We start from the raw sequence: 21204 nt of genomic DNA on the forward strand, positions 1-21204 counted from the left end.
GCTTATATTCTAAAAGACAATCAAAATGAAAAATCCCTATTCAGCTTTAATGCTTTCCCTAATCATAATGCTTTTTGCTGCGTGCGGCCCAACTATTTCTGGCAAAGATGAGCAAGCCTTTAAAACCTCAAAAGCTAAAATGGAAGAAAAACTAGACAAAGAAGAAAAAGAAAACCTGGAGAAAGCTTTGCGGATAATCGTTGTAAAAGCCATGAAAGAGAAATGGAATTCTCCGGAGAAATATGAAGGTAAATCATTCGACAAAATTTCTATGGAAATGATTGATGGCAAAAGTTACAGCGCAATCATCAGCTATGCTGAAGACTTTTTAAAAGCTGATAGGGATGAAAAAATTGCGAACAAAACAGCCGAAATAGATAGTTTAGAAAAAGATAAACTGAAGGCGGCTAAAATAACTCAGAAGATAGATGCTTTTAAATTAGCAAAAATCTCGATTAGCGAAGACCAGTTTTTCTCTGATGATCCCAAATCACCTTTTTTGGATTTATCTTTCACAAATACTTCTAAAGAAGATATAATTGGAGAGTATATGATCAACATCGAAGTGTACTCTAAAAAAACTGGTGAAAAACTAGCAGCACAGGGCAGCGGAGGTATATGGAATGATGATTTTGCGCTAAAACCTAATGAAAGTTATGATTATCATCAACCGCTATTTAATGAGGCGGTTCAGCATTCTAACTTATGGAAAACTGCAAAATATCCTATCACCGATTTTTCTCCATACGATTTGGTAATTAAAGCTTACGCCACTAAAATAACCACTAAAAAAGGCGGAACCATTGAAAGACCAAAAGTGGATGTGGCTTATTTTGATATCGAAATTAAGCAGCTAAACGAAGAGATTAAAGCACTTAAAGAAACCAAAGCAACTTTAGATGAATTAGAATTGACTGATAAAAAGTAAAAATATGCAAAAGTTTAAAGCACATTTATGTTTGATATGGTTGGGTTGCATTTTGCTTAGTTTTCAATCTTGCATTTCGCGGCTTAGGCGACCAGAAATTACTGGCGTAATTGTAGATTACGATAAAAACCCCATTGCCAATTGCAAGGTTGGTGAAGCTTTAACAGATAAAAACGGAAGGTTTAAATTAGCTGAAGAGCGTTACAAGGCATTTTTGTTGACTGAGATATTTACTATGGAAGCTCCTCCCTTAATGGTTTTTGAGCCAGTAGAAAAAGAAGGCTTTGAAAAAGATGCTATTTCCATTTTCCATAAATGGGGTGGCGGACGAAGGAAAGGTGCAAAAACGACGATAGACACCATCTTTTTAAAAAAACTAAACCAAGCTTTTGACATCTCTGCTTTGCTAAAAAATAGCGATTGGAAATTAGCCTTTACCAAACAGGCTGATACCATTTATTTGCTTAAAGATGGTTTCAGAGAATGGTGTAAAACAGATAGGTGCAGTCCATTTTACAGCGAGTATCAAGGGCTTGTAGACAACGCCTATACTGGTGCTAAAAATCTTCCAGAGGGAATGATTAGGAGAATGATAGAGGTGAGGTTTGATGCAAAAAAATCACCATTTAAAATAAGTATGATTTGCGAATATAATAGCACTTTCGATGGGCCAAACAGACCAGCAGATATCACAAATACAAAAGGGAGCTATCAGGTTTTGCACAATACGAAAATAATATTCGATGCAGGCAAAATCAAAGAGCTTACCGGAAAATACAATATCTCTGATGTAGATTTATATCAAATGAAATTAACGAAGGTGAAATGAAAAAAATCGGCTTACTCTTATGCGTTTTATTTGGCTTAGCAAAAATAGTTACGGCCCAAACTAAAACAAACAGTTTATATAAAAAAGCTGATGAACTCGCTCGTTTGGTTTATAGCATCGATAACCCCTATGAATACGATCCGGTAAGAATTATTTATACGGATAGTATCAAACCCAAACCTTTTAATGAGGTCAGCTACAATTGGGCCTTATCACTTTTTAAACTGCAAAAAGATAGGATCGAAACATTTGGAGATAAGTTCTCTATCTCAATAAGAACATCAAAATTGAACTTTTTAAACCTATTAAACAGGTGATCTCCATGTGTCCAACATTGGAATTGAACTCAGATGATGGTAAAAATTTTCGTTCCAAAAATGGTTTGGTTAGCCTTTCCACTGTTAAATATAAAGGTGTTGATTATATCGTTGAAATGCAGGTTAATGACAGTAAATTGAATGACAGGGAAGTAAAAAATTATGGTATTATATTGGTCGATGGGTTTCCGGTAACGCATAACCATGATCCAATAGAAACCACGGATGCATTTAATAAGAAAGCAATTGATATGGCCCATCAAATTAGTGGTTATGGTAGATATGGATCTTACAGGTTTAGGTTGCGGAAGACAGATAATGAATTGCTACAGATTGCCAATTTAAATTATTCGAAAGCTTATTCGAAAAATTACAACAGAAAAGCATTAATTTTTCTTTAGATGGGAAAATGATTTTACACGACATATTTATAAAATTGGTTTTTATATTGATGGTATCGATCCATATAAAAAAGAACTAGAAGCACCAAGAGGGAATTAAAATGACGGTAATCATCATCTTGTTTTTTATTATTTGCCCAGTTGTGGGCTACTTTTTTTACAAAACATTAAGGCAAAATGCAAAACCTGCAATTGTAGTTGGGGAGTTTATTTTTATAAGTCTTTTTATCCTGTCTGCCGGTTTATTTGGTTTAGGATGGCTAATTAATGGAGATGACTATTACGATGCAATAGACCCTGTAGATGGTGGTTATACCCCTTTTGCGTCCAGACATTTGCCAACGCTTTTAGTGTTTTTTGTACTCGCAGTTTTTGGCTTAATTAAACTTTGGTATAAAGGCAGGTCATTGCCGCCTTTACTATTTTCGCTATTTGTGGTTTTTGTAATCATCGGCATCCCAATTAGCATTGCTGTAATTATGCAAGCCAGTACCAATACAGAGCAAAGTGGCGAAACATTTTTATTTGCACTCTTGCCTTTCTCCTATATTGTTACTGCCGTCGTGGTATTAACTAAAATAGTTATTGCCGAAGCAGGTACAGCCAATACCAAAACTTATCGAAATAAATTTTTAAATTACTTAAATCAAAAATTAGCTAAAACAGGAAGGCAACCCTTATTGATTTTTGCCATGCTCATTCCTGTTTTCGCAATCATAGTGGCTATCTTAATGCTTTTTGGTCAAGATGCCAACTCCATAACCAAAGTGTTTACCGAAACCACCACATGGGCATTTTCACAAAAAACACATCCGCCATTTTTAGATCATAATGGACATTATTTATGCACTGTTGCCGTGTGTGGAACGCCTTCAATTGTAAAACCTTTACGCCTTGGCAAAAGACATGGACATGAAATTATTGTGAACAGACAGTTGTTAATCGCCAATGCTTTTGAGGAGCTGATACAAGAAAATGCACCTCGTTTACACAAAGTGATTAGAGATTTTTACGATAAATATGGTTATCCGCTATCGCGAAAAATTACAACAGCTAAGGCTTCAAACGCAGTTTATATCTTAATGAAACCTTTAGAATATTTCTTTTTGATGGTGCTGTACTTGTGTAGTGCAAAACCCGAAGAAAAAATAAACAAACAATATGAAATTTAAGAATAAAGCTGAAAAACTAAAGATCAAAGCAGATAGACGAAAATAGAAAATAAACAGACAATATGCGATTTAAAGTAACTTCTCTTTTCCTGTTGTTTGTCTCGTTTAGCTGCATCGGGCAAGAAGTAAAACCTACAAAAATGGAAGAGAAAACGAGCACAGTTTCTGTAGAACTTTTAGGTTTAATTAAACAGCGTAAACCAGTTGGCGATTTTATTCCCGATTTTAATGTAGAAACAGATTTTTTAATTGCAAAAATTGGTAATCAGCAATACGCCATTAAATCTTCCGACTTAGTGCCATTAGTTTTAGATGTGAGTTGGATGAGCAGTATTCCAAGTTGGAACGCCTACATTAGTTATTACAAGGAAGGCAGAAATGTCTACACCAATGCGCAATATGTATTAAATATCGACCCGAAAAACCTCGACCCGAAAATTTTTAAAAAGCTTAAATACCATAAAGAAATTATTGAGAATGAAGCGAATTATGTAGCCAAGCGAAAAGAACTTGAAAAATCTAATGAAGGGAGATGTATGAAAGAAAACGTTCTTTATTGAACACGGGACGAATAAATACTTCCTGTATTTTATGCATATCCCTTTAACTCTTGCCGAATTAACGGCCTTGCCGTCAAAGTTAGCAGATTATGATCCCGCTGAATGTTATCGTGCTAATGGTAAAGAGAAATTCGAGAACAGTATTAGAAGTAGGACTATCGAATATAATCGTTGCGAACATTATTTTACAACAGCTGATAAAAACGAGAGAGTTTATGGAGGTTATAATGCCAACAACGAGGGACAGTTTCTGGTGCCGGTAAAAATTTATTGCAGGTTAACTATAGATGATTGTGTTGCAAAATTTGATGCCAAAGCGATGCAGTTGTTTTACGGCAAACCGATTGATATGTATCAATTAGCAGAGGGGAGAAATGAAGCGTATATTTTAGAATGGTTCGATTATTAAAAACGGTTGAATTCTCTACTAGAAAGGTATTGGTCATGTGTCCCGCTTAATTAAGCTAAGGTTTTTAAAGCGGTCGTCATTGTGAGGAACGAAGCAATCTCATTCCTGTTTAGCGTTCTACTTCCGAAAAGGAGATTGCTTCGGACGATGAAAAATTGACCCTCGCAATGACGAAGCTTTTTAACTTGATGACATTGAGGAGGAAGCAGCGAAGATTAAACAACATACACTGAAAAACAAACAATGAAAAAAATACTTATCATACTATTAACAGCACTGTCTTTTGAATTAAAAGCCCAAGATGCCAAAGTTACTTCAATTATAAATTTCACTGGATTAATCGATAAATATCCGATAGAAATGAAATTGGAAATGAACCAAAAGAACGATAGTATAGCTGGTGAATATTACTACAAAAAGAATGGCAATACCGAGAAAATAATTCTTGAGGGCAAATTAATAGATGGCGAACTAAACCTGCAAGAAAGCACCTACAACATCGCAAAGCGGAAATATGAAATCACAGGGAAATTCAGACTTAATTATATAGACCAGATTTATTTGAGCGGTAGTTGGCAAAAACCTGGTAAAAACGCAGCATATCTAACCGTAAAACTGACAGGTAGAGAAAATTTAAAGGCATTTAATCCTTCCAATTACGTTTTTCAGTACGCCAGAAATCGAGCGAAGATAGATAATCTTCCCGCCGATGCGCAATATTATTTCAATTTGGTTTTGCTTAAGGTCTTCGTAAACAAAAGCCAGCGCTGGATTTTTACAAATTTTCATGACGTTTTTATGAAAGAAGCCGAAGTTTTGCTCGAGGATCTGAATTTTGATGGTTACCTCGATATTAAAATTCCCATCTATTACCCAGGCGTAGCCAAAGGCGATTACTCTTTCTTGTATTTTATCTATCAACCCGAAAAACGTGGATTTACCCAAAGCAAACAGTTGAATGATTTAGGTGTAATATTTTTTGATGCCGTTAAAAAACAAGCCCAAACCATAGATGCAGATGGAAGCGGAAACGAAGGAACTCAATATTACCGCTGGCAAAATGGAAAACTGTTTCTGGTGAAAGAAGAACGGGTTTACGAAAATGACAGCTACACGCATTTAACCTATTACAAGATCGAAAACGGAAAATCTGTATTGGTTAAAACCGAAAAGAAAAAGTAAGGGGTTTAAGGCATTTATTTTTGCGAATAATAAATCAAGAGCAACACATTTATACAATGCTAGAGCGAATAATTATTATCTATAGAGAGAATAGAAAAGGAGGTTATCTTCAATAAAAAAACTCTCAAATATGGAAAATAACAAGGCAATTCAAACTGCTGAGCGAATAAAGTCTGCTGCGATCGGATTTATTGGCGCCGGAATATTTAGTCAGGGTACATTGTATTTCCAACCTCAATCAAACTACAACGTTCCCCGTATTTTATATCCTGTATTTATTTATTTAGGAAATACTGGTCTGGCGGTAACAATGGTTTTGCTTGGGCTTGCACTATTGCTTTTCGGCCTTAGAAAATGGATGGGCCATGGAGGGAAAACTGGCTTATACGCGTTAGTTTCGTTGGCCTCGCTTGCACTGTTTTTCTCGATTTTAATTTTTACGGGAAAGAAAAAAACGAGTACAGAAGATTTAGTGAAAACTTCGGAAGAAAACCGACAAAAGGGAATTGATAAAATCAATGCCATGGAAAAACCGGATTTCGGTAATCCAGAAGTTGATCAGCATTTCGCTGCTTTCGAAACACTTTTACAAGAGTATTCAACTACCTTTAAAAATAAAAACAAAGCCGAAATTGAAGCAAAGGAACAAGCCTATATGGATTGGAGTAGTAGATCAGCAGGTTTAATTCAAAAGCTAGAATCGTCAGAACAGAAACAGCAGTTTGCCCTGTATTTGGCCAAGTTATCCATGAAACGGCAGGAAGTGAAGTAGATACAACCGTTTAACGCGTCATTCCGAACGAGTTTTCACGAGGAGGAATCTCCATGCTATGAGCACAAAATGGTGTTAAAGCAGTGAAAATAGGGAACAGATATCTCCTCGCTGCGCTGCGTTCGATATGACGAGAGAGCCAAGCCAGAAACAAAAATTAACCTCCCCAAAAAATGCAAATCACTTTAAATTACGCTTACAATCAAGACCGGCTTAAACGAGCTTACCGCTTTAACGTTTTCCCAACGCCACGGGCGAAGTTCTTTTACTATTTCTAAGCTGTTTTATTTTTGGGGTAGGCCATTTCATACTTGTTTATATCTGAGCCATCTACATCAAATATCCTGCTTATAAAAGCTTTAAAAAACATAATACTAGCGACATGTTAATTTGGTTGTCTGTGCTGCTCGCTGTTGCACTAAATTATTATTACCTGCCAATCTATACTTTTAAACAAAGCCCGTTTTACAGAGGTAATTTTACCGTTAATTTATTAGAGGAAGGACTGGCTTACAAACAACAGATTTTTGAAGAAAAAATCAGAAGCGAAAAAGATGGCTTTGTTGATTGGGGAGCATTTACCAAAAAAACCGAAAACGATGAGTTTATCTTGCTATTCATCGGCAGAAAGCATTCAATTTTGCCCAAGTCATCGTTTTTAAGTATTGCTGAGTTGAAAGAATTTAGGTCGTTTTTAATGGAACAAAAACACATTAAAACAAAGAAGTTTAATGGAACAGAAATTTGGATAAATAACTAATGTGATGGCTATTTATAGGAAAAATATCTTAGTAATCTTTCTGGCAATTGCCGGATTTACCTTAAGTATTGCCTATGGATATTTTTTTCGCAATTTCATCCATCAACCTGACTTCAAGTTGAAAGACAGCCAATATAAATTGCTGCCAGAAGGGGTAAAGACGGAAAGATACAGTGTGACTCGTCTTTTCAAAAATTCCTACAGAGATAATCTTTCGAAGCCTTATTATTTCGCTTCAAGAAAAAATATCATTTTTATTAAGCATGATGAAGATAAGAGGAAACAATCATTTTATAAATTAGATAGCTCAGGAAATGTGGCCGATAGCATTACGTTCAACGATTATAGTACTATTCTCCGTGGCGATTATATTTTGCAAAACACAGGATATTCAAGCTGGATATTAGATGGCGGTACGACCACTAAAAAATACATTGAGCTTAATGCCAGTGTTGACTGGACGGAAGATAAAGTTGAAGAGGAATTTTCCAGACTAAATCAAAAAGCGACAGACGTGTTCTATTTCAAATTCGATCGCTTATGGAAGTACGATGATCCAAATAGAAATCGTGAAATAGATAAGGCCATATTTTTAATTAACGGAAAATGGGTTGCACTTTATGGTAAGAAATTGTATGTAAATCTTGATGACCTTCCTGACGCTCAGCTACCAAATCTGGTTCCCGATAGTAAAGCCTTTGACAAATCCAACTCAATCGTCTATGTTGCTGATTATCAAAAAATAAACCGGGTAAAAGAAAACAACTGGTATGGGTTCGCTTACATCAATTTATTTTATAAAACAGATACAATTAAAATTAAGGCGAAGTTATTCCAGAATGAAAAGCCTAAAAACGATCAAGGGAAGTATCCCACATACAATTTTGGCTACTATAAACCTAAAAATCTGCCATACGCACTCCTCTATGAAGATGATGTTTATTATATAATTAAACCCAAAAATAGCAATGAAAATTAAGCTGTCATTTATTAAAGCCTTTTTAATTGCATTAACAACTACCATTGGTTTTCTGATTTATGTATTCATAAATCCTGAGTTAAATAGCGGTTATGGTGGCCTGTTTTTTTTAAGCATTAGCCCAGCTATATTAGTTGGTGTAGTGGTTTATTGTTATATCATTAAATTTTTCGATCATGCAGGTTTATTGGCGCAACATTTTATTTTTAGGTTTTCGGTTCCATTTTTAGTGATCTCGCTGGTGATTTGGATTGCTGTAAATACTGGAGACGATCCCCTGATCGAGGCTTTTCAACAATACAATTTCCATGATTATGTTAGTTACTTTTTTAATTTCGCTTTATCGGCTCTTTTGCCATTGGCAATAGTTTTTGCGGCCATTAGCGCAATGCTGGAGATAGGTAATAAAGAAGTTGTACAAAAATAAATAAGCAATAAAATGGTGAAGAAATATTTAATACTGTGCATGGTTTTTGGTCTTTTGGCTTCAAGTTGCCATAGTGAGCCAAAACCTATTGAAGCTAAGAAAAAAAGCAATATCAATGTATCTAAGTTCGACACAGCTACCAAAACTATTCATGTTTTTGTAGCGCTTTGCGATAACAAATATCAACGCATTGTTCCTGTACCAAAAGCCATTGGCAATGGACAAGATCCAGATAATAATTTGTATTGGGGATGTGCAAATGGAATCAGGAACTATTTCAAAAACAGTAAAGAGTGGAAGTTGCTGAAAACGCAAAAGTTGGATAAAATTAGGATGGAGCGTTTGGTTTTTAAACACGTCAACAAAAATTGCTACCTGGTTGCAGATGCGTATGACGGACAATTCATCAAAAAAACAACTACAGATTTTCTTTACAGTGCCGCGGGGCAGTTGAAAGACACCATCAACATAGACAAAACAACCATTGGGATAAACGGTAATGCAAAAATGGTGGCTTACATTGGCCATGATGGTTTAATGGATTTTCAGCTGAATGAAAATTTTAGCAACGCTGATGGCAAACAACGAGATGCCATTATTTTGGCCTGCATCAGCAAAAAATATTTTGAACCCCATTTAAGCCAGGCAAAAGCAAACCCACTATTGTGGACAACCGGATTAATGGCACCCGAAGCTTATACTTTGCATGATGCTTTGAGCAGTTATATTGCTGGTGGAACTGCCGATCAAATCCGCACCAAAGGTGCTATTGCTTATACCAAATTTCAGAAGTGCAGTTTAAAAGCATCTAAAAATTTATTGGTTACCGGATATTAATTAAGAGTTAAAAGCTCAATTAACCCTATGAAAGGATTCACTTTAATTTTGTTTTTATGCTATGCGATATCCACTTCAGGGCAGCAGAAAAAGGTTGTTTCAGTTGGGTTTACAGCCACTTATGATCAGCTTCCAAACATAAAATTCGAGCAAAGCAATCAGGCCGAATTCGATCAAATTAAACCAGCTAAAAAATTTTCAAAACCATTACTTAAACCATCAAAAACACATCATCTTATTCCAATTAAAGAAAAACTTTTCCAGTTAAAAAAGTACAAAGATTATGGGTTAGCAGGAGGTTTTAGCGGCTATGAGTATTTAGGATACTATTCAAACCTGAAAATGTATGCACTTAGCGATAATTCCACTGTAGAAAATTTAGGATTTGGCACCATGGTACTAATTGATAGTGTAACAGCTTACCAATACCAAATAATTTCAATAGGTGATGGCCCAGTAGAAACGCCCATTGCTTCCCCTAACGGCAAGTATTTACTTTACTTTTATAACTGGATTTACGACCCCAATAGTTGCTTTATTGGCCTGTTAAAAGTGGGAGATAGAAAACAGCCACAAAAATTTTTGAGAGAATACTCGAGCTTCGAAACTAAAAATTGGGCAGTAGAAAAAATAAAATGGATCGATGATCAAACCTTTATTGTTAAAGCTTTTAAAATTGACAAAGCAAACGGCAGAACAAAATCATTTCTGTATTTTAGAAGCAAAATAGAATGAAGAATTTAATTATAGCAATAGTATTTAGCTGTTCTTTTATTGCATGTACTGAAAGTAAAAAAACAGAGAGCAAGACAGTTACAGTTGGAGATACCGCAAAGGTTTTACCTTCTAAAAAAGCTGAAGGAAAGATGCTCAATCAACATAAATTGATTGAAGAGTTGACGAAGCTACAATCTGCGCTAGAAAATAAAAATCCAGAAGAATTAGGGAACTATTTTCCGTTCCCCGTAAGAGATACTGCTTTAATTATTTCTGAGGTAAACCCAGATTTTGATCAACAACGGTCAGCCAATAATAATCAATTAACCAAAGAAATGTTAATCAACCACTTTTCAAGATTGTACGACTATTGGGATTTAACTAAGTTCTCAAATCTTTTCAAGCATTTGAATTTGAAAGAACTGGAGGATAAAGATAACATCAGTAATACCCATCATATCAAAGATGATGGCTGCTATTATATTTATTCCATTAAGGTGATAAATAAAGAAGTCATCATTTCTTATGGTACAAATTCTGATGATGCTTACAGACAGCAACATCCAGATGAGGAAGAGGTTTGTGAAGAATACCAATGGACATGGATTTTTTTATGGGATGGTCACCATCTTCAAGTTAAGAAACAGCTAATTGCAGGATAATTGACTTGCAGGCAGAGAATGATGTGTCAATACCTGGGCTGTACTGGCTATGGTTATTTATTGGAGGGATTTGAGATCAATCCACTTATTGTGTGAATTTTGTAAGTAATACTTTGAATAATGCAATAGGCGACTAACAATTTGCCATTACTTTTGTTGAAGTATAATTACCTAAAATTTAGAAAATGATTGCAACAAAAGGATACGCGGCACAAAACCCAGGTACAGATTTAGCACCCTGGAATTTCGAACGCCGAGAAGTTGGACCACACGATGTTCAATTCGAAATTTTATTCTGTGGCGTTTGCCATTCAGATTTACACCAAATTAAAAATGATTGGTTTCCTGGAATTTTTCCTATGGTTCCAGGTCACGAGATAGTAGGTAGAGTAATAAAAGTTGGAGACCACGTAAAGAAGTTTAAAGTAGGTGATTTAGCTGGAACAGGCTGTATGGTTGACTCTTGTCAGGTTTGCGAAAATTGTAAGCAAAATCTGGAACAATATTGTCTGGAAGGAAATACCCAAACTTACAATGGCTTGGAAAGAGACGGGAAAACTCCAACTTATGGCGGTTACTCTGATTCAATCGTGGTAAGAGAAGAATTTGTATTGCATGTATCTGATAAATTGGATCTTGCCGCTGTTGCCCCACTGTTGTGTGCGGGGATCACTACATATTCTCCACTGCGCCATTGGAAAGTGGGCAAAGGCCATAAATTGGCTGTATTAGGTTTGGGTGGACTGGGCCATATGGCGGTTAAATTCGGCGTGGCCTTTGGTGCTGACGTTACGGTATTAAGTACTTCACCTAAGAAAGAGGAGGATGCAAAAAAACTCGGTGCTCATCATTTTGTAGTGACTACAGATGCTGAACAGGTTAAAGCGGCTACTGGAACTTTCGATTTCATTTTGGATACCGTTTCAGCGGAACACGACTTCAATATGTATTTATCGCTACTTAGAACTAACGGTGTTCATATTTGCGTAGGTGTTCCACCAAAACCGGCAGAAATTGCTGCGTTTAGTTTATTAGGTGGTAGAAAAAGTTTGGCAGGTTCTGGGATTGGCGGCATTGCCGAAACTCAGGAGATGTTAGATTTCTGTGCGGAAAACAACATTGTTTCTGATATCGAAATGATCGATATGAAAGACATTCAGACTGCTTATGAACGAATGGAAAAAGGCGACGTTCGTTATAGATTTGTAATTGATATGGCAACGCTATAAAAAATAGTAATTTAAGCACATAGCCCAGTAAATGTCAATTTGCTGGGCTTTTTTATGGCTAAGATCTGTACTTTGGTCAGCACTAATTCTATTTGATTATTTTTCAGAAAGTTTGATTCACTTTAACTGATCATTATTTTTACTTATTTTAATTGACTTTCTGTTAAATCTTTCGTTTCTTCACAAACCTATATATCCTAACCATAACCACGCCGGTAAAAGGCAATAAGCCAATGTTCAAATCCAAAGTAATCTTAATCCTATCGCTTCTTTTATCCGTTTATTTTCAAGGTTTAGCGCAGAGAAACCAAATTACACTTAACGATGGTTGGAAATTTTCTAAAGGCACTTTTGCCGATGCAGCTGCACCAGGTTTTGACGACAGCAAATGGCAAAGCGTTCGCGTTCCTCATGATTGGGCCATTTCTGGTCCTTTCGATAAGGAAATAGACAAACAAGTTACTGCCATCACGCAGAACGGTGAGACAAAGCCGACTGAAAAAACAGGTAGAACGGGTGCATTACCCTATATTGGCGAAGGGTGGTACAGAAAAAAACTTATTCTTCCAGCCGTTACTTCAACGCAAAAAGTGTTGCTGCAAATCGATGGTGCAATGAGCGAACCCAGGGTTTACCTTAACGGAAAGCAAGTGGGGCAATGGAATTATGGTTACAATTATTTTTATATAGACATTACCAATGAACTGAAATCAAAAGATAATGTGCTGGCCATTCACCTTAATAACAAGCCAAAATCTTCCCGTTGGTATCCTGGTGCAGGGTTGTATCGCAATGTTCACCTTATTATCAAAGAAGAGAAAAGCATCGATCAATGGGGCATTACCATCACTACACCGGTGGTAGAAAAGGGATTCGCCAAGGTGAACGTAAAAACCAAACTAACTGGCTCAAACTCGCGTCTGGTTAGTCAGGTTTTGGATAGTTCGGGTAAACAGGTTGCTGCAGATACTGCAAAATCTTTTTTTGGACAGGAGGCAGATCAGAATATTCGCGTTTCCGAACCAAGGTTATGGAGCCCTGAAAACCCATATCTGTACACGCTTGTTTCTACGGTATATGATGGTGACCAGGTAAAAGATATCGTTAAAACTCGTTTCGGCATCAGAACCATTAGTTTTAAGGCCAATGAGGGTTTCAGTTTAAACGGACAAGTGCGAAAATTTAAAGGGGTTTGTTTACATCATGATTTAGGTCCGCTCGGAGCCGCGATTAATGTTGCAGCCTTACGCAGACAACTAACCATCTTGAAAGATATGGGTTGCGACGCAATCAGGAGTTCGCATAATATGCCATCACCCGAACAATTGGAGCTTTGCGATGAAATGGGATTTATGTTCCTGGCAGAAAGTTTTGATGAATGGGCAAAAGCAAAGGTAGAAAATGGTTATCATTTGTATTTCAATACTGATGCTGAGAAAGATATCGTAAATCTTGTACAGGCAAACAAAAACCACCCAAGTATTGTGATGTGGAGTTCGGGAAATGAGGTGCCAGATCAATTTGGGGCAGAAGGTGTTAAAAGGGCAAAATGGTTACAGGAAATTTTCCATCGTGAAGATCCCACTCGTCCGGTAACGGTTGGTATGGATCAGGTTAAGGCCACCATGCAATCGGGCTTTGGTGCACTTTTAGACATCCCAGGGCTAAATTATCGGGTGCATCTTTACGAGGAGGCCAATAAAGCTTTTCCGCAAGGTTTTATTTTAGGTTCTGAAACAGCTTCTACAGTAAGTTCGCGAGGGGTTTATAAATTTCCCGTGGTTAAGGCCAAAGATAAGCAGTATGATGATTTTCAATCTTCATCCTACGATATGGAATACTGCAGCTGGTCTAATCTTCCAGATGATGATTTTGTAATGCAGGATGATAAACCCTGGGTGATAGGGGAGTTTGTATGGACTGGGTTCGATTATCTGGGCGAACCTACCCCTTACGACAACAGCTGGCCTTCAAGGAGTTCTTATTTCGGGATTTCCGATCTAGCGGGTCTACCAAAAGACCGATACTATTTATACCGAAGCAGATGGAACAAAACTAAACCAACACTGCATTTACTTCCGCATTGGAATTGGGAAAATAGAACTGGAGAGACAACACCTGTTTTTGTTTACACCAACTATGATAGCGCTGAACTTTTCTTGAATGGCAAAAGCCTCGGTGTTCGTAAGAAAGACAAAACATCACCCCAAAATAGATACAGATTGATGTGGATGGATGTCAAATATCAACCGGGAACGCTTAAAGTTGTTGCATTTGATGAACAGGGCAATCCAGCTGCGGAAGAAAAAATAGTAACTGCGGCTAAACCTTATAAAATTGTACTTACTCCAGACCGAAGTATAATTAGCGCCGATGGAAAAGATCTGTCTTTCGTTACCGTTTCAGTGGTCGATAAAAACGGAAATCCATGTCCTACAGCCACCCAACAACTCAATTTTGAAGTGAACGGTAATGGGAAATTTAAGGCAGTGTGTAATGGCGATGCCACATCTTTAGAAAGTTTCGAGAAACCTACAATGAAATTGTTCAGCGGAAAAGTGGTGGTTCTGGTAGAGTCAACCGTTATTCCAGGCAAAATAAAATTAAACGTAAATGGTGGTGGTTTAAAGTCAGCGCAGACAGAAATTATTTCTAAAACCAAATAAGCTTGAGCTTGAAGTATTTTCTCGATTAAGTTTAGCGGGTGGCTACAGGATGGTCAATAAAAATTGTTTCTGCATATTTGGTTGCAATTGAGTTTTCAGTTGCCTAACCAAATATGTTTTTCCTAGTGCCGATTGCGGTTCGACCATTCAATTTATGAGTAAAAGAATTTTATTTCTGAGCTTTCTATCAATTTTTGCGCTTTCTTTTAGTCGCAAAACGGAAACCATTAAGATAAAGGCAATCAAAGTACAAACACCTTTTAATATGCCAGCCGTAAAGTACCCGGATTTTACAGGTGTTAAGCGGTTTTCTATTGTCGATTTTGGGGCTGTGCTTGGCGATAAAATTAAAAATTCTAAAGCGATAGCCGCCGCAATTGATCAGGCTAATCGAGAAAATGGGGGTATTGTAGTGGTTCCAGAAGGCCAATGGCTAACTGGCAAAATTCAACTAAAAAGCAATGTTAATCTGCATTTAAATCGAGGTGCTGTGCTTTTGTTTTCCGAAGATCCAAACGATTATCTGCCTGCAGTACACAGCAGTTGGGAAGGCATGGAATGTTACAACTATGCTCCTTTAATTTATGCTTACCAATGCAAAAACATAGCCATTACAGGCGAGGGTGAGGTTAAGGCCAAAATGGAAATTTGGAAAACCTGGTTTGCACGCCCAAAGGCACACATGGAAAGTATAAAGCGTTTGTACAATTTAGCTGCGGCATACAGTCCGATAGAGGACCGGCAAATGGTTAACGATACCGCTCATCTTCGACCTCAGTTTATACAATTTAATCGCTGTGAAAATGTATTGTTGGAAGGAATTACCATTACCAATAGTCCATTTTGGACAATCCATCCATACTTATCAAAAAACGTTGTCATTAGAAAGCTAAAGGTTTATGCCCATGGTCACAATAACGATGGTGTAGACCCAGAGATGAGCGAAAACGTTTTAATCGAAGATTGCGTTTTTGACCAGGGTGATGATGCTATTGCTATTAAATCTGGTCGGAACCCAGAAGGTTGGCGGCTAAAAACCCCTTCAAAAAATATCGTCATTAGAAATTGCTTGGTTAAAAATGGACATCAGTTGGTTGCCATTGGCAGTGAACTTTCTGGCGGAATTGAGAATGTGCTTGTTGAAAACTGCGAAGTGAACGATGGAGCCAAACTTAATCACTTAATATTTATCAAAACAAACGAAAGGATGGGCGGCTATGTGCGGAATATCTACGCCAAAAACATAAATGCCGGCAAAATAGATTTAGGCATCCTCGGAATTGAAACAAACGTGTTATATCAATGGAAAGACCTTGTGCCAACAGTTGAAGTGAGGCTTACGCCAATCAGTAACATTGTTTTGGATAATGTGAAAGCCAGAGAGGTTAAGTTTATATCGAGGATATTGGGAGAAAAAACCTTACCTGTTAAAAATGTTTCCCTTAAAAACGTATCGGCAGAAAAGGTAACTGAATCTGAAGATATTCATCAAAACGTGGTAGCATTTACTAGCAAAAAATAACCAGCAAAAAGCAAATGAATTTTAAAAAACTAATATTAATTAGCGGCGTTGTGTTTTTCTGCCACCAATTAAAAGCGCAAAGTACAATTGATTATAAGTTTGACTTTGGGCCAGGCAAGGCAGCAAAAAACTACATCAAAATTTTACCAAAAACCAGCTTTGTGGATAACAAAAAATATGGTTTCGATTTTGATAGTGAGGTACAAGGAATCGACCGTGGAGGCAAAAACCTGCTCAATGCCGATTTGGTTCGAAGCGATAAGCCATTCTATTTTTCGGTACAGGTGCCAGAGGGCAATTATAAGGTAACTTTAATATTGGGCGACGCGAAAGAAGCAGCGTTAACTACGGTTAAAGCAGAATCTCGAAGGTTGATGCTGGAGGATGTTAAAACTAAAGCAGGCCAATATGTGGTCAAATCGTTCATTGTAAATGTTAAAAGCAAAAACATTAAAGATGGTAGAATTGTAGGGTTGAAACCCCGAGAGCTTACCAAACTAGATTGGGACGATAAATTAACGTTAGAATTTGACCATCAAACCGCATTGGCAGGCTTGGAGCTTACAAAAGTTGAAGATCAGATTACTGTTTTTCTGGCTGGCAATTCTACGGTTGTAAATCAGGAAAATGAGCCATGGGCATCCTGGGGACAAATGATTCCGCGGTTTTTTAAACCTGGCGTCGCCATTGCCAATCATGCAGAATCTGGTCTCACGTTGAGCTCTTTTCAGGGTAGCAGAAGGTTAAATAAAATTCTGAGTATTGCAAAGCCAGGCGATTACCTGTTTATAGAATTTGGTCACAATGATCAAAAGGAAAAAGGCGCCAATGATGGGGCTTATAAATCCTATACGGAGCGGATGAAAATCTTTGTTTCTGAATTCAAGAAAATTGGGGGAATCCCTGTAATTGTTACTTCAACTAGCAGAAGATCTTTCGGAGCAGATGGAAAAACACAGAATACCCTCGGCGATTTTCCAGATGCCGCAAGAAAGGTGGCTAAAGAAGAAAACATTGCTTTGATCGATCTTAATATGATGACAGCTAAATTATACGATGCATTGGGCGAGGAAAAATCTAAAAAGGCCTTTGTTCATTATCCCGCAAATAGCTATCCTGACCAAGATAAACCATTAGCTGATAATACCCATTTTAATCCTTACGGTGCTTATGAAATTGCAAAGTGCGTGGTTTTGGGAATTAAAACCCAACAACTTGGTATTGCAAAATATATTGTGAATGATTTTACTGATTTCGATCCATCAAAACCTGATGATCCAATGGTTTGGAAATGGCCTGAAAGCCCAAACAGTAGCCTAATTAAACCTGATGGCAATTAAGACACGATCATGAAATTCATTCTATCCCTTATTTGTTTTTCTACTTTTACCGTATTTTGTGTTGCGCAACAAAAACTGACCGCATTTAAGTTGAGCGATGTTCGTTTGTTAGAAAGTCCTTTTTTAGCCGCTCAGCAAACCGACCGAACATATATGCTTTCGCTTGATGCTGATAAACTTTTGGCACCATACCTTACAGAGGCTGGCTTAACACCAAAATCAAGTTCGTATGGGAACTGGGAAAATACGGGCTTGGATGGGCACATTGGTGGCCATTACGTTTCGGCACTCTCATTAATGTATGCCGCAACAGGCGATTTAAAAGTAAAGCAGCGGCTGGATTATATGATCGATGAGCTGGAGAAATGTCAAACCAAAAATGGTAACGGCTATCTTTCGGGGGTGCCTGACGGAAAGAAAATTTGGGAGCAGATTAAAGCAGGCAACATAAAATCATCAAGTTTCTCGCTAAATGATAGATGGGTTCCATTGTACAACATTCATAAAATTTACGCGGGCCTTTACGATGCTTATGCTATTGCTGGAAACATCGAGGCGAAAAGAATGCTCATTAAGCTTACCGATTGGTGCATTGATTTGGTATCGGGTTTAACCGATCAGCAAATTCAAACTCTATTAAAAAGTGAACATGGAGGCTTGAATGAGGTTTTTGCCAACGTATATTCAATTACTAAAGATAAAAAATATCTTAAATTGGCCAGACAGTTTTCAGATAACTCTATTTTAAATCCACTTGAAGACGAGAAAGATTCTTTAAATGGTTTACATGCCAATACTCAAATTCCAAAGGTGATTGGGTTTGAGCAAATTGCACTGGTAGCAGCCGATACCGCAATGGCAAAAGCTGCAGATTTTTTTTGGAAGACAGTTGTAAACCACCGAACTACTTCCATTGGGGGTAATAGTGTAAGGGAGCACTTTCATCCTTCAAACGATTTTTCTTCGATGCTTGAATCGAGGGAAGGACCGGAAACATGTAATTCTTACAATATGCTGAAGCTCACCAAGCAGCTATTTCTTGCCAATCCATCGAACACTTATTTAGATTATTACGAACGAACGCTTTATAACCATATTCTTACTTCACAACGTAGCAAAGGCGGATTTGTTTATTTTACCCCCATGCGTCCGGGGCATTATCGAACTTATTCAAATCCTCAGGAAAGTTTTTGGTGTTGTGTGGGATCAGGATTGGAAAATCACGGTAAATACGGTGAGTTGATTTATGCTCATGATGAAAAAAACTTGTTTGTGAACCTGTTTATTCCATCGCAAGTTGAATGGAAGGAACGCGGGATAAAGGCTATTCAAAGAACGTCTTTTCCAAACACTAATTTTACCACTCTTGAAATTTCGTTGACAAAAAAACAGCAATTCGCTGTGAACTTGCGTTATCCTTCCTGGGTTGAAAAAAATAAAATGCAGGTTTTTGTTAACGGAAAACCTGTTGAAGTGAAAGATTTAAAAACCGGTTATGTAAGCGTTAACAGACTATGGTCAACAGGCGATCGGATAAAAGTAATCTTACCAATGCATACCACAACCGAATTTATGCCTGATGGATCGGACTGGGTTTCCTTTGTGCATGGCCCGGTGGTACTGGCAGCAGCATTAGATACCCTCGATCAGCCGAATATCACTGCCGATGGAAGCAGAATGGGACATATTGCATCAGGCAAGCTTTTGCCGATAAACGAAGCGCCTTTAGTAACTGGAACTAGGAGCACCCTTGCCAATCAGGTAAAACCTTTCCCGAACAATACATTGGAATTTAGTGCTTCAACATTGATTTATCAACCGAAATACAAAGATTTAAAGCTGGTTCCTTTTTACAATTTAGAGGAAAAAAGATACGTCATTTATTTCCCTTACGCTACGATAGAAGGTTTGCCCGAACGTGCGAAGGCCATTCAGCTTGCAGAAAAAGAGAAACAGGCATTAGAGCTGCAAACGATTGACATTGTAAATACTGGTGAACAGCAACCCGAGTCTGATCATGATTTTAAAGGAGAGAAAACGGATAATGGAACCTTCAATGATCAGCATTTTAGAAACGGATCTGGCTGGTTCAGTTATGTGCTGAAAAACAAGGATTTACAAGCTCGTAAAGTGAGGCTGTTATTGTATGGCGCTGAAAAAAATAGAACTTTCGATGTGTTTACTAATGGCAAACTTGTAACGCAAATCTCAATGGATGGAAGTAATGGAAATGCTTTTTTCTCAAAAGATATTTTAATTCCAGAATCTTTATTGACCAAGGAAATCACCGTAAGATTTGAAGCAAGTAAAGGCGCCAGGATTGCTAATATTTACGAAGTAAGATTGATGCGATAACATTTCGAATGTTAGCAAATCTTAGCAACCAATAACTAGTTAAGGAAGTTTATTTATCTGCTTCTTTCTCTTTCGCATGATCGGAAGAAAAAGAAGCAGTTTTAGCAAAAATAGTTCAAGTACCTTCAGCGAAAGCGAAATAATCATCATCACCATTAACCGAGGCGACTAGTTTGCTTTTTTTACTCCTTCGCTGGTCATTACTATCCTTTTTATCGTTCCGTCGCTATTATAGTTCAAATAATCGATGCAAACAGATCTTCTGAAACTTCCACCGTCAGTATTAATGGCGCCGTTGTGGTAAATGAAATATGATTTTCCTTTGAAATCGATTATCGCTTGATGATTGGTATTCGAATTTCCAGCTATTTCGTTCAAAATGCCTTTATATTCCCATGGTCCATTTACATTTTTGCTCATGGCGTAAACAATCTTCTCAGGGAAACCTGAAGCATAAGAAAGGTAGTACCAGTTTTTGCGTTTATGTATCCACGGTGCCTCGGTAAATTCGGGGATGTCAATTTTCTTTATCGGGCCATCCAATTCGATCATATTCTTTTTAAGCTTGGCATAGTAGCACCTTTGGTTGCCCCAAAATAAATACGCCTGTCCATCATCATCAATGATTACTGATGGATCAATGTCATCCCAGCTTATTTTGACATCAGTAGTCATATCATTTGTGATCAGCGCTTTACCAATTGCATCTTTAAAAGGTCCCCGAGGACTGTCAGAAACCGCTACTCCGATAGATTTTCCATGTATAGTTCCGTGAGAAATAGCCACATACCAATAAAACTTCCCATCGCGTTCAATTACTTGTGAGGCCCAGGCATCGTTTTTTGCCCATGCAAAGTTTTTAACGTTTAGCGGTGAAGGATGTTCCTTCCAATTAATCATATCTGCTGAAGAATACACTAACCAATCATGCATTTCGTAATTCTCTTTTCCCTTCGGGGCGACATCATGTCCGGTGTATAAGTAAACCGAATCGCCGTAAACATAAGCCGCAGGGTCTGCCGTATATTTATCCGTTATTATCGGATTGCCTTTCGCTACGATAATTTTCTCCTGGGCCTTTATGCCAAATTGTATCGCTGAAAGCATTACTATTGATAGGCCTAATCGTGTTAACATCAT

Annotated in this window: 21 protein-coding genes; 20 read left to right on the forward strand and 1 reads right to left on the reverse strand. The window is 37.5% G+C overall.

The window, feature by feature from the left end; genetic code table 11:
* Positions 1 to 25: 25 nt before the first annotated feature.
* From OQZ33_RS20795 to OQZ33_RS20890, 20 genes are all read left to right on the forward strand, one after another.
* Positions 26 to 928, forward strand: a complete 903-nt coding sequence (locus OQZ33_RS20795; protein ID WP_265801335.1) for a hypothetical protein — start codon at positions 26 to 28, stop codon at positions 926 to 928.
* Between the two features lie 4 nt (positions 929 to 932).
* Positions 933 to 1757, forward strand: a complete 825-nt coding sequence (locus OQZ33_RS20800) for a hypothetical protein (RefSeq protein ID WP_265801336.1) — start codon at positions 933 to 935, stop codon at positions 1755 to 1757.
* On the forward strand, positions 1754 to 2074 hold the full coding sequence (locus OQZ33_RS20805) for a hypothetical protein (protein ID WP_265801338.1): 321 nt from the start codon (positions 1754 to 1756) through the stop codon (positions 2072 to 2074). The genes OQZ33_RS20800 and OQZ33_RS20805 overlap by 4 nt, the downstream gene beginning before the upstream one ends.
* Positions 2075 to 2079: 5 nt before the next feature.
* Complete coding sequence (locus OQZ33_RS20810) at positions 2080 to 2475, forward strand: hypothetical protein (RefSeq protein ID WP_265801339.1); 396 nt, start codon at positions 2080 to 2082, stop codon at positions 2473 to 2475.
* Positions 2476 to 2576: 101 nt separating this feature from the next.
* On the forward strand, positions 2577 to 3647 hold the full coding sequence (locus tag OQZ33_RS20815) for a DUF6688 domain-containing protein (RefSeq protein ID WP_265801340.1): 1071 nt from the start codon (positions 2577 to 2579) through the stop codon (positions 3645 to 3647).
* Between the two features lie 140 nt (positions 3648 to 3787).
* A complete protein-coding gene (locus tag OQZ33_RS20820) occupies positions 3788 to 4207 on the forward strand; it encodes a hypothetical protein (RefSeq protein WP_265801342.1) in 420 nt (139 codons plus the stop codon).
* Positions 4208 to 4238: 31 nt separating this feature from the next.
* Positions 4239 to 4616 (forward strand): hypothetical protein, encoded by a 378-nt coding sequence (locus OQZ33_RS20825; RefSeq protein WP_265801343.1) that lies wholly within the window; start codon positions 4239 to 4241, stop codon positions 4614 to 4616.
* A gap of 243 nt (positions 4617 to 4859) precedes the next feature.
* On the forward strand, positions 4860 to 5798 hold the full coding sequence (locus OQZ33_RS20830) for an XAC2610-related protein (RefSeq protein ID WP_265801344.1): 939 nt from the start codon (positions 4860 to 4862) through the stop codon (positions 5796 to 5798).
* 130 nt (positions 5799 to 5928) lie between these two features.
* A complete protein-coding gene (locus OQZ33_RS20835; protein ID WP_265801345.1) occupies positions 5929 to 6570 on the forward strand; it encodes a hypothetical protein in 642 nt (213 codons plus the stop codon).
* 382 nt (positions 6571 to 6952) lie between these two features.
* Positions 6953 to 7330, forward strand: coding sequence for a YcxB family protein (locus OQZ33_RS20840; protein ID WP_265801346.1), 378 nt, complete (start codon positions 6953 to 6955; stop codon positions 7328 to 7330).
* 4 nt (positions 7331 to 7334) lie between these two features.
* Positions 7335 to 8309, forward strand: a complete 975-nt coding sequence (locus OQZ33_RS20845; protein WP_265801347.1) for a hypothetical protein — start codon at positions 7335 to 7337, stop codon at positions 8307 to 8309.
* Positions 8299 to 8736 (forward strand): hypothetical protein, encoded by a 438-nt coding sequence (locus tag OQZ33_RS20850; RefSeq protein WP_265801348.1) that lies wholly within the window; start codon positions 8299 to 8301, stop codon positions 8734 to 8736. The genes OQZ33_RS20845 and OQZ33_RS20850 overlap by 11 nt, the downstream gene beginning before the upstream one ends.
* A gap of 12 nt (positions 8737 to 8748) precedes the next feature.
* Positions 8749 to 9573, forward strand: a complete 825-nt coding sequence (locus OQZ33_RS20855; protein ID WP_265801349.1) for a hypothetical protein — start codon at positions 8749 to 8751, stop codon at positions 9571 to 9573.
* A 27-nt stretch (positions 9574 to 9600) separates the two neighbouring features.
* Positions 9601 to 10308, forward strand: coding sequence for a hypothetical protein (locus OQZ33_RS20860; protein WP_265801350.1), 708 nt, complete (start codon positions 9601 to 9603; stop codon positions 10306 to 10308).
* Complete coding sequence (locus OQZ33_RS20865) at positions 10305 to 10952, forward strand: hypothetical protein (protein WP_265801351.1); 648 nt, start codon at positions 10305 to 10307, stop codon at positions 10950 to 10952. Before OQZ33_RS20860 ends, OQZ33_RS20865 begins: the two co-directional genes overlap by 4 nt.
* Before the next feature lie 185 nt (positions 10953 to 11137).
* Positions 11138 to 12181 (forward strand): NAD(P)-dependent alcohol dehydrogenase, encoded by a 1044-nt coding sequence (locus OQZ33_RS20870; RefSeq protein WP_265801352.1) that lies wholly within the window; start codon positions 11138 to 11140, stop codon positions 12179 to 12181.
* Positions 12182 to 12414: 233 nt separating this feature from the next.
* Positions 12415 to 14847 carry a DUF4982 domain-containing protein gene (locus tag OQZ33_RS20875; RefSeq protein ID WP_265801353.1) on the forward strand — a complete coding sequence of 811 codons (2433 nt, stop codon included), beginning with the start codon at positions 12415 to 12417 and terminating at the stop codon, positions 14845 to 14847.
* Positions 14848 to 15001: 154 nt separating this feature from the next.
* Positions 15002 to 16369, forward strand: coding sequence for a glycoside hydrolase family 28 protein (locus tag OQZ33_RS20880; protein WP_265801354.1), 1368 nt, complete (start codon positions 15002 to 15004; stop codon positions 16367 to 16369).
* Positions 16370 to 16383: 14 nt separating this feature from the next.
* A complete protein-coding gene (locus tag OQZ33_RS20885) occupies positions 16384 to 17709 on the forward strand; it encodes a rhamnogalacturonan acetylesterase (protein WP_265801355.1) in 1326 nt (441 codons plus the stop codon).
* Positions 17710 to 17718: 9 nt separating this feature from the next.
* On the forward strand, positions 17719 to 20064 hold the full coding sequence (locus OQZ33_RS20890) for a glycoside hydrolase family 127 protein (RefSeq protein WP_265801356.1): 2346 nt from the start codon (positions 17719 to 17721) through the stop codon (positions 20062 to 20064).
* Positions 20065 to 20232: 168 nt separating this feature from the next.
* Here the strand turns inward: OQZ33_RS20890 and OQZ33_RS20895 are convergent, their stop codons facing one another.
* Positions 20233 to 21204: a glycoside hydrolase family 43 protein gene (locus OQZ33_RS20895; protein ID WP_265801357.1), complete on the reverse strand. Its 972-nt coding sequence runs from the start codon at positions 21202 to 21204 to the stop codon at positions 20233 to 20235.

The organism is Pedobacter sp. MC2016-05 (genome assembly GCF_026239735.1).
In the GTDB taxonomy this organism is placed as follows: domain Bacteria; phylum Bacteroidota; class Bacteroidia; order Sphingobacteriales; family Sphingobacteriaceae; genus Pedobacter.

Excerpts from the sequence above, each read along its gene's own strand:
- OQZ33_RS20795 (WP_265801335.1), top strand. The coding sequence starts at position 26 with ATGAAAAATCCCTATTCAGCTTTAATGCTTTCCCTAATCATAATGCTT.
- OQZ33_RS20825 (WP_265801343.1), top strand. The coding sequence starts at position 4,239 with ATGCATATCCCTTTAACTCTTGCCGAATTAACGGCCTTGCCGTCAAAG.
- OQZ33_RS20845 (WP_265801347.1), top strand. The coding sequence starts at position 7,335 with ATGGCTATTTATAGGAAAAATATCTTAGTAATCTTTCTGGCAATTGCC.
- OQZ33_RS20810 (WP_265801339.1), top strand. The coding sequence starts at position 2,080 with ATGTGTCCAACATTGGAATTGAACTCAGATGATGGTAAAAATTTTCGT.
- OQZ33_RS20850 (WP_265801348.1), top strand. The coding sequence starts at position 8,299 with ATGAAAATTAAGCTGTCATTTATTAAAGCCTTTTTAATTGCATTAACA.
- OQZ33_RS20815 (WP_265801340.1), top strand. The coding sequence starts at position 2,577 with ATGACGGTAATCATCATCTTGTTTTTTATTATTTGCCCAGTTGTGGGC.
- OQZ33_RS20805 (WP_265801338.1), top strand. The coding sequence starts at position 1,754 with ATGAAAAAAATCGGCTTACTCTTATGCGTTTTATTTGGCTTAGCAAAA.
- OQZ33_RS20865 (WP_265801351.1), top strand. The coding sequence starts at position 10,305 with ATGAAGAATTTAATTATAGCAATAGTATTTAGCTGTTCTTTTATTGCA.
- OQZ33_RS20875 (WP_265801353.1), top strand. The coding sequence starts at position 12,415 with ATGTTCAAATCCAAAGTAATCTTAATCCTATCGCTTCTTTTATCCGTT.
- OQZ33_RS20885 (WP_265801355.1), top strand. The coding sequence starts at position 16,384 with ATGAATTTTAAAAAACTAATATTAATTAGCGGCGTTGTGTTTTTCTGC.
- OQZ33_RS20890 (WP_265801356.1), top strand. The coding sequence starts at position 17,719 with ATGAAATTCATTCTATCCCTTATTTGTTTTTCTACTTTTACCGTATTT.
- OQZ33_RS20800 (WP_265801336.1), top strand. The coding sequence starts at position 933 with ATGCAAAAGTTTAAAGCACATTTATGTTTGATATGGTTGGGTTGCATT.
- OQZ33_RS20870 (WP_265801352.1), top strand. The coding sequence starts at position 11,138 with ATGATTGCAACAAAAGGATACGCGGCACAAAACCCAGGTACAGATTTA.
- OQZ33_RS20895 (WP_265801357.1), bottom strand. The coding sequence starts at position 21,204 with ATGATGTTAACACGATTAGGCCTATCAATAGTAATGCTTTCAGCGATA.
- OQZ33_RS20855 (WP_265801349.1), top strand. The coding sequence starts at position 8,749 with ATGGTGAAGAAATATTTAATACTGTGCATGGTTTTTGGTCTTTTGGCT.
- OQZ33_RS20835 (WP_265801345.1), top strand. The coding sequence starts at position 5,929 with ATGGAAAATAACAAGGCAATTCAAACTGCTGAGCGAATAAAGTCTGCT.
- OQZ33_RS20820 (WP_265801342.1), top strand. The coding sequence starts at position 3,788 with ATGGAAGAGAAAACGAGCACAGTTTCTGTAGAACTTTTAGGTTTAATT.
- OQZ33_RS20840 (WP_265801346.1), top strand. The coding sequence starts at position 6,953 with ATGTTAATTTGGTTGTCTGTGCTGCTCGCTGTTGCACTAAATTATTAT.
- OQZ33_RS20830 (WP_265801344.1), top strand. The coding sequence starts at position 4,860 with ATGAAAAAAATACTTATCATACTATTAACAGCACTGTCTTTTGAATTA.
- OQZ33_RS20880 (WP_265801354.1), top strand. The coding sequence starts at position 15,002 with ATGAGTAAAAGAATTTTATTTCTGAGCTTTCTATCAATTTTTGCGCTT.
- OQZ33_RS20860 (WP_265801350.1), top strand. The coding sequence starts at position 9,601 with ATGAAAGGATTCACTTTAATTTTGTTTTTATGCTATGCGATATCCACT.